11 protein-coding genes are annotated in these 16,174 nt (G+C 49.0%); 7 read left to right on the top strand and 4 right to left on the bottom strand.

Translation table 11 applies throughout. The features are described from left to right. Positions 1 to 8 precede the first annotated feature (8 nt). The gene (locus tag ACGHZ6_RS11640) at positions 9 to 500 is read right to left on the bottom strand and encodes a flavin reductase family protein (RefSeq protein ID WP_390619034.1); all 492 of its coding nucleotides are present in this window, start codon (positions 498 to 500) and stop codon (positions 9 to 11) included. A 348-nt stretch (positions 501 to 848) separates the two neighbouring features. On the opposite strand from ACGHZ6_RS11640, the gene ACGHZ6_RS11635 reads away from it, so the two are divergent. Then, positions 849 to 1,139, top strand: a complete 291-nt coding sequence (locus ACGHZ6_RS11635) for a hypothetical protein (protein WP_390619033.1) — start codon at positions 849 to 851, stop codon at positions 1,137 to 1,139. Positions 1,140 to 1,287: 148 nt separating this feature from the next. Then, positions 1,288 to 2,379, top strand: a complete 1,092-nt coding sequence (gene trmA, locus ACGHZ6_RS11630; RefSeq protein WP_390619032.1) for a tRNA (uridine(54)-C5)-methyltransferase TrmA — start codon at positions 1,288 to 1,290, stop codon at positions 2,377 to 2,379. 50 nt (positions 2,380 to 2,429) lie between these two features. Here trmA and ACGHZ6_RS11625 read toward each other — a convergent pair whose 3' ends face one another. Next, the gene (locus ACGHZ6_RS11625) at positions 2,430 to 2,888 is read right to left on the bottom strand and encodes a DUF2489 domain-containing protein (RefSeq protein ID WP_390619031.1); all 459 of its coding nucleotides are present in this window, start codon (positions 2,886 to 2,888) and stop codon (positions 2,430 to 2,432) included. A gap of 145 nt (positions 2,889 to 3,033) precedes the next feature. Next, positions 3,034 to 4,605 carry a DNA recombination protein RmuC gene (gene rmuC / locus ACGHZ6_RS11620; protein WP_390619030.1) on the bottom strand — a complete coding sequence of 524 codons (1,572 nt, stop codon included), beginning with the start codon at positions 4,603 to 4,605 and terminating at the stop codon, positions 3,034 to 3,036. A 176-nt stretch (positions 4,606 to 4,781) separates the two neighbouring features. On the opposite strand from rmuC, the gene ACGHZ6_RS11615 reads away from it, so the two are divergent. The 3 genes from ACGHZ6_RS11615 (at position 4,782) to ACGHZ6_RS11605 (ending at position 6,609) form a co-directional block, all read left to right on the top strand. Then, positions 4,782 to 5,207 carry a tol-pal system YbgF family protein gene (locus ACGHZ6_RS11615; RefSeq protein WP_390619029.1) on the top strand — a complete coding sequence of 142 codons (426 nt, stop codon included), beginning with the start codon at positions 4,782 to 4,784 and terminating at the stop codon, positions 5,205 to 5,207. A 58-nt stretch (positions 5,208 to 5,265) separates the two neighbouring features. Then, positions 5,266 to 6,084, top strand: coding sequence for a glutamate racemase (murI, locus tag ACGHZ6_RS11610; RefSeq protein WP_390619028.1), 819 nt, complete (start codon positions 5,266 to 5,268; stop codon positions 6,082 to 6,084). Positions 6,085 to 6,318: 234 nt separating this feature from the next. Continuing rightward, on the top strand, positions 6,319 to 6,609 hold the full coding sequence (locus ACGHZ6_RS11605; RefSeq protein ID WP_390619027.1) for a hypothetical protein: 291 nt from the start codon (positions 6,319 to 6,321) through the stop codon (positions 6,607 to 6,609). A gap of 35 nt (positions 6,610 to 6,644) precedes the next feature. Here the strand turns inward: ACGHZ6_RS11605 and ACGHZ6_RS11600 are convergent, their stop codons facing one another. Continuing rightward, entirely contained in the window at positions 6,645 to 9,680 is a 3,036-nt protein-coding gene (locus ACGHZ6_RS11600; protein WP_390619026.1) for an EAL domain-containing protein, read from the bottom strand. Positions 9,681 to 9,829: 149 nt separating this feature from the next. Between ACGHZ6_RS11600 and ACGHZ6_RS11595 the strand changes: the two genes are divergently transcribed. Together ACGHZ6_RS11595 and ACGHZ6_RS11590 are read left to right on the top strand one after the other, a co-directional pair. After that, complete coding sequence (locus tag ACGHZ6_RS11595) at positions 9,830 to 12,667, top strand: PD-(D/E)XK nuclease family protein (protein ID WP_390619025.1); 2,838 nt, start codon at positions 9,830 to 9,832, stop codon at positions 12,665 to 12,667. Continuing rightward, positions 12,664 to 16,137, top strand: a complete 3,474-nt coding sequence (locus ACGHZ6_RS11590; protein ID WP_390619024.1) for a UvrD-helicase domain-containing protein — start codon at positions 12,664 to 12,666, stop codon at positions 16,135 to 16,137. The genes ACGHZ6_RS11595 and ACGHZ6_RS11590 overlap by 4 nt, the downstream gene beginning before the upstream one ends. Positions 16,138 to 16,174 lie beyond the last annotated feature (37 nt).

Raw genomic sequence — 16,174 nt, 5'->3', positions numbered from 1 at the left:
GCGGCTGGCTAGCCAATACTGTGGTAGCCGCCGTTTAAATAGAGTAACGGGTCAATATTCTCATCATCAGCCACTTTTACGTGAGCGATTTCGCCAATAACGATATCGTGAGTGCCGAAGGTTACTGTTTGCGCCTGCTTACAGATGAACACCGCCAGGCAATCATCAAGATAAGGCGTTCCCTCGGACTCCTGCCACTGGCCAATACCAAACCTTTGCTCACCCTGATCTCCAGACGCGCAGTGATTGGAAAGCTCCTGTTGGTGGTTGTGCAGTAAATTGACTGCAAAATCGCCACCTTTTGACAGTATGCTATGCATACTGGTATCGCGATTGATGCAAACTAAAAGGGACGCAGGGCTATCCGATACGCTGGTGATCGATGTGGCAGTCATGGCTGTGCGCTCACCAGAATCAGCCTGGGCCGACACTATGCACACACCGGATGCCAGGCGACGCATCCCCTCTTTCATGGCAGTCGCCATATCAACTTCTTTCATTGTTACACTCATAATCCATTGGGTCGCCATATTTATTGCTCACGCCTAGTATAGCGCGCCGAAAAGCAGCCAATAAATTGACAGCCACCCCTCTTCCAAGCATCAAGACTGAGCGCCGTCAAAAAGGCGTTACCCCTTGAAAATAAAGGCGTTATTTAACCCTATTTGGTTTGTTATTTGAATAAAAATATACATAATGCAGTCTATGCCTAGAGGTTATTGTCAGATATGACTAATAGGTAAAGCCTTTCTAAGGGGGCCACCCTCTAACAGGCTAGAGTTGATTGGCTGCGGCCACGCCTCGTTTCAGAAGAATAAGATGTATAAGCAAAAGAAAGGGGATACACCTTGAACACTAAAGCCTTAATTTTTACTGCCCTACTCATGACTGCCGGCGCTGCAAATGCTTGCGACAAGCCAACTGCGCCTACGCTGCCAGACCCAGATAACGCAGTAACTGCTCAAATGGTCAAAGCCAAGAACGAAATGAAAGCCTTTATCACTGCTGCGGAAACCTACCTGAAGTGCGTAGAGAACGACACTGGCAAGTACAATGCAATGGTTGATGTAATGCAGAAAGCCGCTGATGATTTCAACGGTATCGTGCGTAAGTACAAAAAGCGCATGAGCGCCGCCTAAGCGCACCGCCTATCGAGCGGCCCCTTTTGGCCGCTCACCGCCTCCCTCCTACCGTCTATACCCTCCCTTTTATCTCCACTATCTGGCTATTTGCGGCTATAATGCGCGCCCTTGAATCGCATATATTCCAACTTCAGCCCGGTATCGCATGGCCATTCACCAAGTATTTCCTGAGCAGTATCAGCAACAGCTCGACGACAAAATTCAACAGCTTAGCGCCGATTTTACAGGCTTTGTCGCCCCTGAGGTGGAGGTCTTTACCTCGGCTCCGCGGCACTACCGTATGCGCGCTGAATTTAAGATGTGGCAGGAAAAGGGTCAGGCCCACTATGCCATGTACCAACCCGGTGAATATAAGAAACCATTCATTATCGATAACTTTGAGGTAGGCTCAGAGATAATCAATCAGTTAATGCCTAAGCTGCTAACGGCAATCAATAAGAACGACTTATTGCGTGAGCGCCTGTTCCAGACTGAGTTTCTAACAACACTAAGTGGCGAGGCTGTGATTACGCTTATCTACCATAAAGCGCTAACCGATGAGTGGGAAGCTGAAGCCAATACCCTTCGCGAGCACTTAGGGGTTAGCATTATTGGACGCAGCCGTAAGCAAAAGCGTGTTCTAGGTGATGATTTTGTTATTGAAAAGCTTAGCGTCAACGATCGCATCTTCAGCTACCAACAGGTTGAAACTGGCTTTACCCAGCCTAATGCCGAGGTATGCGAAAAGATGCTTGCTTGGGCCCTGGATGCCAGCACCGAGCTAAAGGGGGATTTACTCGAACTTTACTGCGGTAACGGAAACTTCACCGTGCCGCTGGCAACACACTTCAACCGTGTATTGGCAACTGAAATCTCTAAAACCTCTGTAAAGTCCGCGCAATTTAATCTACAACAAAACCAGATAGACAATGTAGAAATCGTGCGGATGTCGAGCGAAGAGTTCTCCCAGGCTATGGACAAGCAGCGTAGCTTCAGAAGACTGGCGGACATCAATTTAGACAGTTATGAGTTCTCCACAGTCTTTGTTGATCCACCCCGGGCAGGCCTTGATGATCACACCGTAGATATTGTTAAAGGTTTTGACAATATTCTGTATGTATCATGCAATCCCGAGACACTTCGCCACAACCTCAAGAGCATTTGCGAAACCCACGATATCAAGCGCTTTGCCGCGTTTGACCAATTCCCCTACACGCCACACCTGGAATGTGGCGTTCTACTGCAAAGAAAGCGCTAAAAATACACTGGCCAGCATCACAGGCATTCTACTGACGCAGAATGCCTGACCTAGAACTGCCTACCCAAAATACGCTGAGCCGCATCTTCTACAAACTCTTTGTGGTCAGCTTCCAGCTGCTGTCGCTCTTTATCGAAAGCCACACGCTGTTTAAGTTTTAGCTTTTTCCATTCCTCAAGGATAGGAATATGCTTGGTCGCATCCGACAGCTGGTAGAACGCTTTAAACTCCTCCTGTACCGAAGCGTTAACGTCCAATCCGTCCAACATTACCCGAATCCGTATGGCGCCCTCGGTAAGGGTTAATTGATCCTCGAGCACACCTTGGGCCAAGGCTTGAATGCTGCGATTTCTATACAGTTTTTGTTCGGCATTCTTTTGCGCCAGCAAGCGCTCTTCCTCTTCACGTTTGGCTTCCTGCGCTTTAACTTTGCGAACCAGTATAAATGCATAGGCAGAGAGCCCTACGACAATAACAACGGCAAGCAACAGCAAAACAACATACAACATTAAAACACCTCAACAAAACTCACTCATTTCCCGCAAACCATATTATTTGCACTAGCCATTACGTAAGCTGCTACACATACAGATAACGATGATGGTTAAAAATATTATTACTTTAACGTACCTGAAATAAACACCGCTATATCAGTCAAGCCTCCGATTCAGCAGACAGCCCCGCATCAGACTCAGAAGCCCCCTCGTCATGGGTCAATACAGCTACACTGGTCGCCTGATCATCTGCTCCTGCCAATTCAAGCTTATCGCTAGCAATCTGCTTCTTGGTTTTGGCCCCCAAACGTTTAACATCTTCGACTCGCTTAATAAGATTGCCCCTGCCGGTCGACAAACGCTTCTGAGTCACATCGTATGCTTCTTGGGTTTTGGCGAGATGCTTGCCGACATCCTCAAGCGCACTCATCAGCAGTACAAACTGGTCGTACAAAGCCCCAGCCTGCTTGGCGATTTTTTCAGCATTTTTATTCTGCTTTTCATAACGCCAGATATTTTCGACTGTACGCAGGGTCGCCAGCAAGGTAGTCGGACTAACGAGAATGATTTGTTTATCGTAGGCCTCACGAAACAATCCTGGCTCGTGCTGAAGGGCCGTCATAAAAGCAGCTTCAACCGGAATAAAGATGAATACAAAATCGAGACTGCGAATACCCTCAAGGCTCTCGTAAGATTTAACGCTTAGTTGATTAATATGTCCTCTCAATGAGTTTATGTGGCCTTTCAGTGCTGCCTGCTGCTCGTCATGATCTTCACTGGTACAGAAACGCTCGTAGTCAACCAACGAAACTTTTGCATCAATAATAATATCTTTATTTTCCGGTAATCGAACAATGACATCTGGATTACGCCGATCACCCTGTTCGTTAGTGAGGCTTACCTGGGTCTCGTATTCACGCCCTTTTTGCAAACCAGACTCTTCCAGTAATCGCTCAAGAATAACTTCACCCCAATTACCCTGGGCTTTATTATCACCTTTTAACGCTTTGGCCAGGTTGACGGCGTCTTCGCCGATTTGTCGGGTTTGTTTTTGCAACTCACTGATTTGGCCGACAAGTTTATTGCGCTCAGCGTTTTCCTTTTCATAAACGCTTTCGACCTTTTCCTTAAAGGCGGACAGCTGTTCCTTAAGAGGATTGATCGTCAAGTCTAAAGTGGACTTACTTTGCTTGGTAAATTTATCCTGCTTTTCATCAAAGATTTTATGGGCAACACGCTCGAATTCCTTACTTAGCTGCTGTTTACTATCCTCAATTAAAGCCAGCTGCGCTTTGTACTGTTTGTTTTCCTGCTCCCTGGTTGCCTGTAAACCTTTGTGCTCCGATAACAGTTCTGTGTAAGCTTCCTGCTTATCCTGCAGCTGCTGATCTAGCGTTTGCTTCTGGTCGGCAACAACTTGCAGCTCTGCGCAAAGCGCTGTTAGTTGAGACTCTTTTTGCTGGGCCTGTAACAGCTTATCCGCCGACTGTTGCAACTGCTCCTGAACAACGTTTATTTGCGATTCGGCACCGTTCAATTGTTCATTTTTTATACTCAACTGTTGCTCAAGTTCGCTTTTGTTCGCCTGAAAAGATTGCTCTTGCTCACTGAGTCGTAAAGCCCTATCCATGCTGTAGTGGCGCTTGACTAGAAGCCAGGTCAGCACAACACCGAAAATCAACCCTGCCCCCAAGGTAACAAGGTGCTCAGCCGTTAATGCAATCGTATTCATTTACAGTATTCCCATTTCACTATCACTCCCTCGGATACCGGGAGGCCGTATTCTAAAAACTATGCTCAGCTACATTTCTATGACTGGCTTTGGTATTATTTTGCTCTTAAAAATATTGATTGATAATATTTTTACTTATTCATGCTTGATTAATACAAGGGCAAACACTCTGAGCCATGCCTTCTCAGCCTTCACCTGACACCACCAAAATCAAACAGCTCTGCGCAGAGGGTTACCAAGCTTATGATTTGGCTGATTATAGCGGCGCACTGCGCCTATTCTATCAAGCTTGGCTACTAGTTCCCAAACCTCAAACCGAATGGGTTGAAGCAGGCTGGGTATTAACGGCTATTGGCGATGCCTACTTCAAAAGCAAGCAGTTCCCACAAGCGATTGAGGCTCTACGTTCAGCCTTACACTGCCCGGATATCGACGACAATCCTTTTGTCGAATTGCGCCTCGGCCAGGCGCTACTCGATCAAGGTCAAGCCCAGCAAGCTCGAAAACACCTGCAGAGCTGTTTCAACAAAGTGGGCAGATCGATATTTGAACAAGAGGCACCGCGATATCTCAATGAGATTGCCGAACTGATCAATACATAAACAAGAAAATTTGGTTACCATAGACGAAAATCGCTAACTGCACCGGGAATCACTCAGCTTGTCCTCTAGTCACACACCACCACCACGCATTCTGGTCTTTGATTCAGGCGTCGGCGGACTCAGTATTGTTGCCGAAATGCGTCGTCATTTACCGGGGGTTGAGATGATTTTCGCCTCTGATAATGCGGCCTTTCCCTATGGCACCAAAGGAGAAGCAGAACTGTGCGAGCGAATCGATATAATCCTGCACCGTTTTTTACAGATTGCTCCGGCAGATATTGTTGTTGTGGGGTGCAATACCGCGAGTACTCTCGCCCTGCCCCGCATACGCGATCAGTTTGATATACCCATTATTGGCGTTGTCCCAGCCATCAAGCCTGCAGCAGCGGCCAGCACCAATAAAGTAATAGGCGTCCTGGCCACCCCGGCCACCGTACAGCGCCCCTACACACAAGATCTGATTGAGGAATTTGCCCAGGGATGCCGAGTGATTCTGCAGGGATCTTCTGAACTGGTGCATCTCGCCGAAGCCAAGCTCCGAGGTGAAACTATCCACCCGGATAGGCTTAAGCCCATTCTTGCCCCGCTGTTTGAGGCCAGCGCTGGCCCTCAACTCGATACCCTGGTACTTGCCTGCACCCACTTCCCACTGTTAAAAGAAGAGCTGATCAGTGCCTGCCCTTACCCGGTTGAGTGGATCGACTCTGGCGAAGCCATTGCCCGCCGCGCAGCCTATCTGCTGCAACAGCAACAATTGACCCCTGCCGCCACAACCTGCGGTTCAGGTGTCGCGTTATTCAGCCGCCAGTGCCCATCAATTGAACAACTCAAGCCTGCATTGCGTAATTTCGGCCTGGAAACGATTCAATATAGCTAACAAGCTTATAAATCAGGATTTAACAATTTTTCGCTATAAAAGCTGAGTTTTTTATAGGCTTGGGGATTTGCGCTAGTGACCAGATATGGTAAATTTTGGTTAACGCTGCTTTATAGCGCCAGCATCTATATCAAGATGCTTACCCGACAGTTGCTATTAGTCGCAATTAGGGTGCACATTCAATAAAGCAGTGACGTTTTATAATAATAACTGAATGTACAGGTTAACCACCTTATGCGAAATAGAGCCCCATTTATTGCTGCTTTGGCCTTTGCCGCTTTCTCCAGTGCTTCTTTGGCGTGTGACCGCCCACCAAAACCAGCTCTACCCGATCCAGCCACTGCTGTTACCCCTCAGATGATCAAGGCGAAAAATGACGTTAAGAGCTTTTTGGCTGCCGCTGAAGTCTATCTGAAGTGCAATATTACAACCAAGCAGCACAATACCATGGTTGATGAAATGCACACCATTGCTGACGATTTCAACAAGGTAGTTCGGGCTTATAAAGCTCGCATGTCAGGCTAAGCAGTCTCTCATCACCTCAAAGGTGGCCGTCTCCACTAGCCGGCCGCCTTTAAGTGCTGCAACTCCCTCTCAAACAGCAAAATCATCAACTGGTCTGCTGGAATTGGCTTGCTGTGATAAAAGCCTTGCGAGTAACCACACTCCAGCCTCGTCAGTAGATCCACCTGGGGTTTGGTTTCCGCCCCTTCTGCCAACACCTCCAGCTTTAGGTTTTTCGCCATCGCAATAATCAGCGATGTAATTTCACGATCCTCCTGGTTTTCGGGCAGATCCTTGATAAAGCTGCGATCGATTTTTAGGCGATTGATAGGTAATCGCTTGATATAACTGAGTGAAGAATAACCTGTGCCAAAATCGTCAATTGCGATTCTAACGCCGAGATCTCTTATTCGACCCAGTATTTCGATAACCTCATCGATATTGTCCATCAGCAAGCTTTCGGTTACCTCAAGCTCTAGTAAGCCGGGATCAAGCTTGGTTTCCTGCAGTACAACACTCAAGGTATCTACAAAGGACCTGTCTGCCAGCTGACGCGCGGAAAGGTTAACGGAAATCGGAATTCTGAGTGACAAGCCTTTGTTAATGCTCTTGGCCTGCTGACAGGCGGCCCGCAAAATCCACTTACCCAAGGGAACAATCAGGCCGGTCTCCTCTGCCATGGGAACAAACTCCAAGGGCGAACGTAAACCTCGCTCAATATGATCCCAACGAATTAAGGCCTCAGCCCCAATGATACGACCACTCGCCAAATCCACCTGGGGTTGAAAATAAAGAATAAACTCCTGATTTTTGAGCGCCTTTTTAATGTCATGCTCCAGAGCCAATCGATCAGCTATCTCATGATTCATATCCTGGGTGAAGAACTGGAAGCTGTTGCGCCCCTTATCCTTGGCCTGATACATGGCTAGATCAGCATTTTTGAACAACGTCGAAAGACTATTGCCGTCATGCGGAGCCAGGGTAATACCAATACTCACCCCAACGACAACCTCCTGGGTTTTGATGTAGATAGGTTTATTGAGCTCGCTAATGATTTTATTCGCTACAATAGAGGCATAGTGCGGGGAGCCAATCCCCGTGAGCATGACTGCAAATTCATCACCACCGAACCTGGCGACAGCATCTTCCTGGCGCAGACAGTTTCGCAGTCTATTGGCTACTGTCACCAATAACTCATCACCCGCATCGTGCCCCATGGTGTCATTGACGCGTTTGAAGTGATCGAGGTCAAGATACATCAATGCCAATTGGGATTTATCACGCTGACATATAATTATTTCGCGCTCCAGTTGGTCACGAAATAAAAGCCTGTTTTGCAAACCTGTCAGCGCGTCATAGAATGCCAGGCGCTCCATCTTAATTTGGCTCTCTTTGACATCAGTGACATTGCGGCCGGTCGCGACAAAATTAACGACATTACCCTCATCATCTTTTACCGCATAAACCAGCATTTGCAGCCACAGGCTCTCAGCCTCATCGCCTATTGCCGCATATTCTCCCTGCCACTCATTGCCCCCCTCAACCGTGGATCTTATCGAGGATTCAGTTTCATTATCCTCTGGGCGCAACATCAGTGCTTCCTTAAGTTTTAGCGTAATATCATTTAACCCTGAGATTTTTCGAAAGCACGTATTGGTGTATTCCACCTGCCAAAAAGGATTAAAAATAATCACCAGTGCCGAGCTGTGCTCAATAGCACTGATAAACTTGGACGCATTGAGATTGGCGGCCTGCAGAGAGTCGACAGAATCACTGAGGCTGGTAAAGGTGTCAGCCAGGGTATCGGCCATCTTATTAATTTGCAGCCCCAATAGGCTGACTTCATCATTGCCCCGCTCTGGCACTCGGTATTGCCATTGCCTCTGGCGTAATCGGTGCGTTGCCTTGGAGAGCTCCAACACCCTGCTGGTAAAAAAGTACTTTAATATAAACGTCAACACCACACTTAAAACGGCAACCAGCACCGCAAAGCTGACCAAAATTCTACGGCGTATATCGTACACCTGGGCATCCAACCTAGAGCGGTCATAAGCCAGTAGCATATTCCAGTCCAATCCTGGAAACTGCTTGTATATGTAATAAGAAGGTACACCCTCAACCGAAGCCTGACTCATCAGCATTGGCTCAACATCGCCTTTGGCTAATGACTCAATCAGCGCCTGCGTGTCTTCGGTGACACTATTCACCGGTCGCTGCATATGATTACTTGTCGCCCTAGCCGCTTGAATTTGTTCCAACGTGGCCTGCTCTGAAAGGCTTTTCTTATGCAGCAAAAACTCATTGGAGCTGAGGACCATTTCACCATCATTGTTAAAGATCATGACCTGACTTGGCAGCTCTTCAATATCGAGCCCCATCAGGATACTGGCCCACTGACTAACGTTGATGGAGCCACCAACAACGCCAAAATATTCACCATTGACCTTCACCTGTGAGGCCATAGCCACTGAATAGGCCGTATTGATCTGGTCGAAGCTTAGAGCCCCCTGCAAAACCTGATCTTCACCTCCAATCGCAGTGGCAGCCATTTTGTATAGCGGGACATCCGTTGGGCGGAAATCATTGCGGAAGCCTGCAACCCGATATGCTGGAGTTACGCGTGCAAAGCCATGGCGACTGATAAAGAACAAGGGGTTGAAACGATCTCTGACCAATGGTGCCAGCGCTTCCCAAATCTCACCAGACACATCAATCTCAAGACGTCCCGCATCATTCATCTGAAAAGTGGTAGGCAGAAAAATAGAAGAGTGCTGATCGAAGCGACGATAGGCCTTACCCTGCTCAAAACCCTCGTAATCAGATGGCGACACACCATTGGCAATAAGAGTTTCAAAGTCCTGTTCAAAGCGCCTGGCAGTAGCCCGGATTAATTCACGGTGCGAGCTGAATTCCTTGGCCAGAGATTCCGTAAAGTACAGGGCCTCGGCCTGTAACACACCAGACAAGCGCTGTTCCAGGCGCTGATGCTCGGAGGCATCCAGATAATAGGCGGTAAGCGCCCCTGCCGCAGTGACGATAATAGCGATTATGGCCAGCAACTTGGAATTTAGGGACTTGTAAATGGGGACCATTGAGACAAATACACCTGCAGCGTTATTACCTGTCACTGTTATAGCTTAGTCCGCATAGACAATTTGGCAATACATTCGGCAGTCGACAATAGCGCCCCTACAACCTATATGAGATCATAGCGGCTTTTAGCTTGGGATAATCGAAACGCATGGCTGCGCCCCTGATCAATATCCGACCCTGCCTGCCTATTCTTGCTTCGGGTGGTCAAATTTTAACCCCCAACAATCGTTTACGTAACAAGCTGCGACAAGCCTATGCCTACGCACAACAATCACAAGGCCTACAGCAATGGCCAGCACCGGCAATTTTTACGCTTTCCGAGTGGCTCCAGGGATATTACGAGGAACTGTTATATAGCCAGCCAACGGTCCAGCCCAAGATACTGATTACTCAAGCCCAAAGACAGCAATTATGGCGCCAAATTATCGCCGATGATAACCAGGGCGCAGAGCTGATCAACCCTGCCCGCCTTGCCAGCGATGCGGATTCAGCTTACCGCACATTGGAGTTATGGCAGCTAACCCCAGACGATTTATCCAACCCCACTGATGACAGGGCAAATGCACCAACCCAACTGGGCATAGATGCCCTTCATTTTGAAAGCGAGGCCAGTATTTTCCAGCACTGGTCTACTTCATTTGCCCAGCAACTGTGTGACAAGTCCTTGATGACTTTCGAGCAACTACAAGCCCAGGTCAATCAAGCGCTTGCCGAACAAATACTGCAACTCCCCCCTGCACTGGGTATTTACGGGTTTGATGATATCCCACCCCTAACACAGGCAACATTCTCACTGTGCCAACCGCAGTCACTCCCACTTTCACAGGTTAACGAACCACAATTACGACGCGTGGAACTTGCCAGTCTGGACAATGAAATCCATGCTGCAGCGCACTGGAGCTTGAATCAGTTACTTCACAACCCCCAGGCCACCATCGGCATTATCGTGCCCAACCTGGGGCAAACCCGGCACTTACTCGAACGACATTTTACCGAAGTATTTGAACCACATTTTTACCTGCCTGAAACCGAACGTTTTACCTTGCCGTTTAACTTTTCGGCAGGTATCCCACTCGGAAAAACGCCGTTTATTTTTGACACCCTGCAATTGTTAAAACTGCAAAGTCGGCAATGGGATAGCGAAGCACTGTGCAGTCTTTTATGCACTCCGTTTTGGGGAGAAGAAAATGACACGCAAACCATTGCTGAGATTATTGCGGCAGTACAATCCTTAGGGCGTGAACACATCACCTCCAGCCAGTTGCGCCACATCGTGCACAGGCAGAATCTTGCGGTTACAGAAGCGGCAAAGCACAACCCACAGCGTCATCCGGAATTTATTCACTGGCTCGATAACTGTTTGCAAACATTAGCCGACAACCGTCGTCATGTCGCAAGAGAACAAAGCGCAGGACAGTGGGCTGAATTTTTCCTCCAACAACTGGAGCTTTTGCGCTGGCCAGGTTACCGCCGTCTTGACAGTAATGAGTACCAGCAGATGCAGCTGTGGTTAACCTTGCTTGAAGACTTTAGCCAACTAGACTCACTGGGCTGCCTGCTAACTCATAGCCAGGCGCTGGACCAGCTCTCTCAACTTGCTGTTACCACACCCTTCCAGGCGCAAACGCCAGACTCCCCTATTCAAATCTTGGGTGCACTGGAAGGTTCAGGATTACAATTTACTCACTGCTGGGTACTTGGGCTCAATCATAAACAATGGCCACCCAGCCCGCAGCCAAGTCCACTATTACCTCTGCAACTACAAAAACATTTGCGCATGCCACATATTGATGCAGAAAAAGAATTGCAATATGCGCAGAAGCTGACAGACAACTACAGAGTGTGTGCCAAGCAGATTGTCTTCAGCTCCGCCTCGCAGGACGATGAATCGCCATTGTTTGCCAGCCCGCTAATTCGTGATATTGCATTAACCACGTCGGAACAATTATTTGCCCCGACGAGCAACATAAATCCAACAGTTGATTTAAGCGCTTACAGCCAACAGGTTGTGCAAGCACGGACACTGGAATGGGTCAATAATGCCAGCGCACCACCAGTAGAAGATCAAGAAAGACTACAACTTACCGGTGGCAGTAGCATTCTCCGCAATCAGGCAATATGCCCCTTTGCCGCTTTTGCCATACACCGCCTTGGCGCTAAAGCTCCTCTACCCGCCTATCAGGGTTTGTCGCCGATTGATCGTGGACATATTCTACACAACAGTCTGGCCAGTTTTTGGCTGGAGGTGAAAACCCAGGAACAACTACTCGCATTAGACGAAAACAAAGAAGCGACTTTAATTCGTAGCCATGTTGAAGCGGCAATCAGCCCCTATAAAAAACGTGCGCCAGATATTATGGGGCCTCGTTATACCGAACTGGAAATTTCTCGCCAATGCCAATTAATCACTCAGTGGCTGGCCCAGGAGAAACAACGCCCACCATTTACAGCCAAAGATATCGAAACCACGTTAAAAGTGGATTTCCACGGCCTGCCTTTAACGTTGCGCCTGGACAGACTTGATCAACTGGAAAATGGTCAGCTGATTGTTATTGATTACAAAACGGGTAGCCCCAACCTCAATCAGTGGCAGGGAGAACGCCCCGAAGAACCACAGCTGCCCCTGTACGCAGTTTGTTACAGCGCTGACATTCACGCCCTGATGTTTGTGGAAGTCAATGCCCGGCAAGTTCGCCCTATTGGCCTGGGAGATTTAAGCGAGCCTCACGATGGCATAACGCCCATAGCGCAAGCAAAGCAGGACCTGCCTGAAGACTGGCAGCAAACCTGCGTTCATTGGGACAAATCACTTACGCAGCTCACCGAGGACTTTTTACAAGGCGAAGCCTTGGCAACCTTTAAATCTCAACAAGCGATGCGTTACTACACCGATATATTACCGCTCACCCGCCAGGCCGAGCAGGATCGCCTGCAACAACTGTTTTCAGCCTCTGCCGGGCAAACTATTACGGAGCTTACGTCATGAGCGGATCAATACCTGCGGAAATACCTGCAGATAGCGCAGCGCGTAGCCAGGCACTGGACCCAACAGGCTCCTATGCTGTAACAGCCCCAGCCGGCTCAGGAAAAACCGGGCTTCTCACCCAGCGGGTTTTAAAGCTCTTGCCTCTGTGTGAGCATCCGGAAGAAATTCTTTGCATTACTTTTACCCGTAAAGCGGCAGCAGAAATGCAGGAGCGTATAACCCATGCAATTACCCAGGCCGCAGAGAATCCAAGACCAACAGATCCCCACGGTCAGCTGACCTGGGATCTTGCCCAGGCTGTATTAGAGCGCGATAAACAGCAGCAATGGAACTTGTTAAGCAGCCCTAACCGGCTACGCATTCAAACCATTGACGGGCTCTGCGGTGCCTTAACTCGGCATAATCCACTGGCCAGCCAGATCGGTGGTCAAACCCAATTGCTCGACCAGCCCGAACAAGCTTATCGCCAGGCGATAATTAATTTACTTTTACAGATTGAATCTGACAGTCACCAGGAGCTGCAACAGGATTTAACCCGACTGCTTGAACACCTGGACAACAATCAAGAAACTGTTATTCAGCTATTAATCTCTCTGCTAGCGCGACGTGATCAATGGCTGGGCCACCTGTTTGGCAAGCGCCATGCCCGCCCCTATTTGGAAAGCGTGCTGGCAGACTTATCTGCAGAGTGTTTTGAGGAGACGCTGGCAATCTTGCAGCCTTGGGCTAGCGATATGATGTTGCTGGCCGACTATGCTGCAAGCAACTGCGCCGAAGAGAATATCGAAGGCCGCATTCTTCACTGCCAGGGTATTACCGGTTTGCCCGAAGCCAATGAATCACAACTGGATATTTGGCTCGGCATTTCGGATTTTCTGTTAACGCAAAAAGGTGAATGGCGCTCGCCCCGTGGCCTGAATAAAAAATGTGGCTTCCCTGCTGGCACCGATAAAGACTCTAAAGCCCTGGCGAAACAGCGCAAACAACAAATGTCAGAGCTGTTGGCAGAACTCCAGCAGCAGCCCAAGCTACTTAGCCAGTTACAACTGATACGCTACCTGCCACCTGCACATTATGACCCGTTGCAATGGCGCCTGCTGGATAGCCTCACCCACCTGTTGCCCTTGCTGGTCGCTGAGCTCAAGTTAGTGTTCAAGCAGTTAAATGCAACGGATTTTAGTGAAATCACGCGCGCTGCACTTATCTCACTGGGAGATAGTGACAGTCCTTCTGACCTGGCCCTGGCGCTGGATTATAAAATTAACCATATCCTGGTAGATGAGTTTCAGGATACAGCTAGCCCCCAGTTACAACTGCTTGAAAGCCTCACCCGTGGCTGGCAACCCGGTGATGGCAGAACCTTGTTTATTGTCGGCGATGGCATGCAGTCCTGTTACGGCTTCAGGGATGCTAACGTCGGTATTTTTCTCGACGCCCGTCGTCGCGGTATTGGTGACGTGCAACTGACACCACTCGACCTAACCGTTAACTTTCGCTCCCAGGGTGGAGTTATTGATTGGGTCAACAAAACCTTTAACCTGGCTTTTCCCGACGCTGATGATATCGCTCGCGGTGCTGTTCGCTATGCCAATGCCATTGCATTTCATCCTCCGCTCGAAGGTCCTGCTGTATCTACCCAATTATTTATGGATGCTGAAAATCGTCAGCAGGAAGCAGATCAGGTTTGCGCATTGGTAAAGCAGGCACAAGCCGATCACGCCGATGGAACCATTGCCATACTGGTGCGTAACCGCGGCCACCTACGTGAGATTATTCCTGCACTACAAGCAGCAGGTCTGCGTTGGCAAGCCACAGATATTGACCCCTTGGCCAGCCGCATGGCGATTATTGATTTACTGTCCTTAACTCGCGCCCTGCTCGACCCCAGTGACCGAATCGCCTGGCTATCGGTATTACGAGCCCCCTGGTGCGGCCTTGATCTGAGTGACCTGCACAGAATTGCCGGCCTGGAAGCATCCCATGACGGCAAGACAGACTTCCCATTCTTGTTAAATCGTATACTGGATAGCAGCCAGCATGGCAGTAAACCGCTCAGCGACAGCGGCCTGCAGTGCCTCGAGCGATTCGCCAGGGTTATCCGCAGTAGCTGGCAACATCGTCGCCGCAAGAGTTTACGCCAATGGGTGTCAGGTACCTGGCTGGCTCTTGGCGGCCCTGCTTGTCTGCTCGATAGCGCAGACCACGATAACTGCGAAGCCTATTTTAATTTGCTGGATAAATACGATCAGGGCAGCCAGATTCCCCAATGGCAGGAATTTAAACGCGCAGTAGATCAGCTATATGCGGCGCCAGACAAACAGGCTGACACCCGCCTGCAGGTTATGACGATCCACAAATCCAAGGGACTTGAATTCGACACGGTGATTATTCCTGGACTGGATAAATCCACTCGTGCTGATGACAACCCCCTACTGCTTTGGCAGGAACGCATCAATAAACAGGGTAATAACCAATTACTGCTCAGCACTTTATCGCCCACAGGTCAGGATAATGATCCGGTTTATCACTACCTGAAAGAAGAGCAAAAGCTGAAGAACCGCCTGGAGGCGACTCGCCTTCTCTACGTTGGTTGCACACGAGCGATTAAGCGGCTGTACCTTTTGGGTAACGCCAAGCTCGATCCCAAAACCGAGAATCCAAAAGCGCCTGCCAGTGGAAGTTTACTGGCAAGCTTTTGGCGAGGCTTGGATTTGGCTGAGCTGAACTGCATCCCGGCGGCTCCAGCCGATAACAAGCAAGAGGGTGAAGACCGGGATCAGGCTGACCACTACCTGCCCTACAATTTACGCTTAAGCCCGGACTGGCAGCGACCCATCCTGGTACCAGCGACTACCCTGGCTGCGTACCGAGGCAAGGAATTTAGTGATGAGGAAAACCTGGTCAATATCGACAGCTTCCGTCATCGCTTTGCTCGCCATATAGGTACGGTTATTCATCGCATATTGCAGCAAATAGGCAATGAGGGCCCTGATCGCTGGGACAATACACGCATTCAGCTACAGCTGCCTCTATGGCAAATGCAGTTACGGCAACAGGGTCTAAATGGTAATGCGTTGCAACAGGCCTGCCATCAAATAGAGTTGGCGATTCGCAAAACCCTGAGTGATCCCCAGGCGCTTTGGCTACTGGATCCGAATCACACAGACAGTGCCTGCGAGCTGGAAATTCAATATATTGCCCGCGAACCTCGCCTGGCCATTATTGATCGAACATTTGTCGTCAATGAGAGCGGAGAAGAACTGCGCTGGATTGTAGACTATAAAAGCAGTGAACCAGCTACAGGCCAAAGTCTGGAGGCTTTTTTGCAGCAGGAAATAACGGAATACCAACCGCAGTTACAGCGCTATGGTGACCTGTTCAACCAGCGAGAAGATCGCCAAGTTAGACTGGCTCTTTACTTTCCCTTGCTGCAACACCTGCAGGAAGTTGAGTATTTGAGCAGGCCATAAGCAATTTCTGCTATTTGGGTGATATTAATCAGCCAAA

This window comes from Maricurvus nonylphenolicus (assembly GCF_042854845.1).
In the GTDB taxonomy this organism is placed as follows: Bacteria; Pseudomonadota; Gammaproteobacteria; order Pseudomonadales; family Cellvibrionaceae; genus Maricurvus; species Maricurvus nonylphenolicus.
Note: the sequence above shows the minus strand (reverse complement) of the source record. Positions and strands in the feature narration are given on the sequence as shown.

Coding starts and splice junctions, on each gene's coding strand:
- ACGHZ6_RS11640 (WP_390619034.1), bottom strand. CDS start 500: ATGAAAGAAGTTGATATGGCGACTGCCATGAAAGAGGGGATGCGTCGC.
- trmA (WP_390619032.1), top strand. CDS start 1,288: ATGGCCATTCACCAAGTATTTCCTGAGCAGTATCAGCAACAGCTCGAC.
- ACGHZ6_RS11625 (WP_390619031.1), bottom strand. CDS start 2,888: ATGTTGTATGTTGTTTTGCTGTTGCTTGCCGTTGTTATTGTCGTAGGG.
- rmuC (WP_390619030.1), bottom strand. CDS start 4,605: ATGAATACGATTGCATTAACGGCTGAGCACCTTGTTACCTTGGGGGCA.
- ACGHZ6_RS11615 (WP_390619029.1), top strand. CDS start 4,782: ATGCCTTCTCAGCCTTCACCTGACACCACCAAAATCAAACAGCTCTGC.
- ACGHZ6_RS11605 (WP_390619027.1), top strand. CDS start 6,319: ATGCGAAATAGAGCCCCATTTATTGCTGCTTTGGCCTTTGCCGCTTTC.
- ACGHZ6_RS11600 (WP_390619026.1), bottom strand. CDS start 9,680: ATGGTCCCCATTTACAAGTCCCTAAATTCCAAGTTGCTGGCCATAATC.
- ACGHZ6_RS11595 (WP_390619025.1), top strand. CDS start 9,830: ATGGCTGCGCCCCTGATCAATATCCGACCCTGCCTGCCTATTCTTGCT.
- ACGHZ6_RS11590 (WP_390619024.1), top strand. CDS start 12,664: ATGAGCGGATCAATACCTGCGGAAATACCTGCAGATAGCGCAGCGCGT.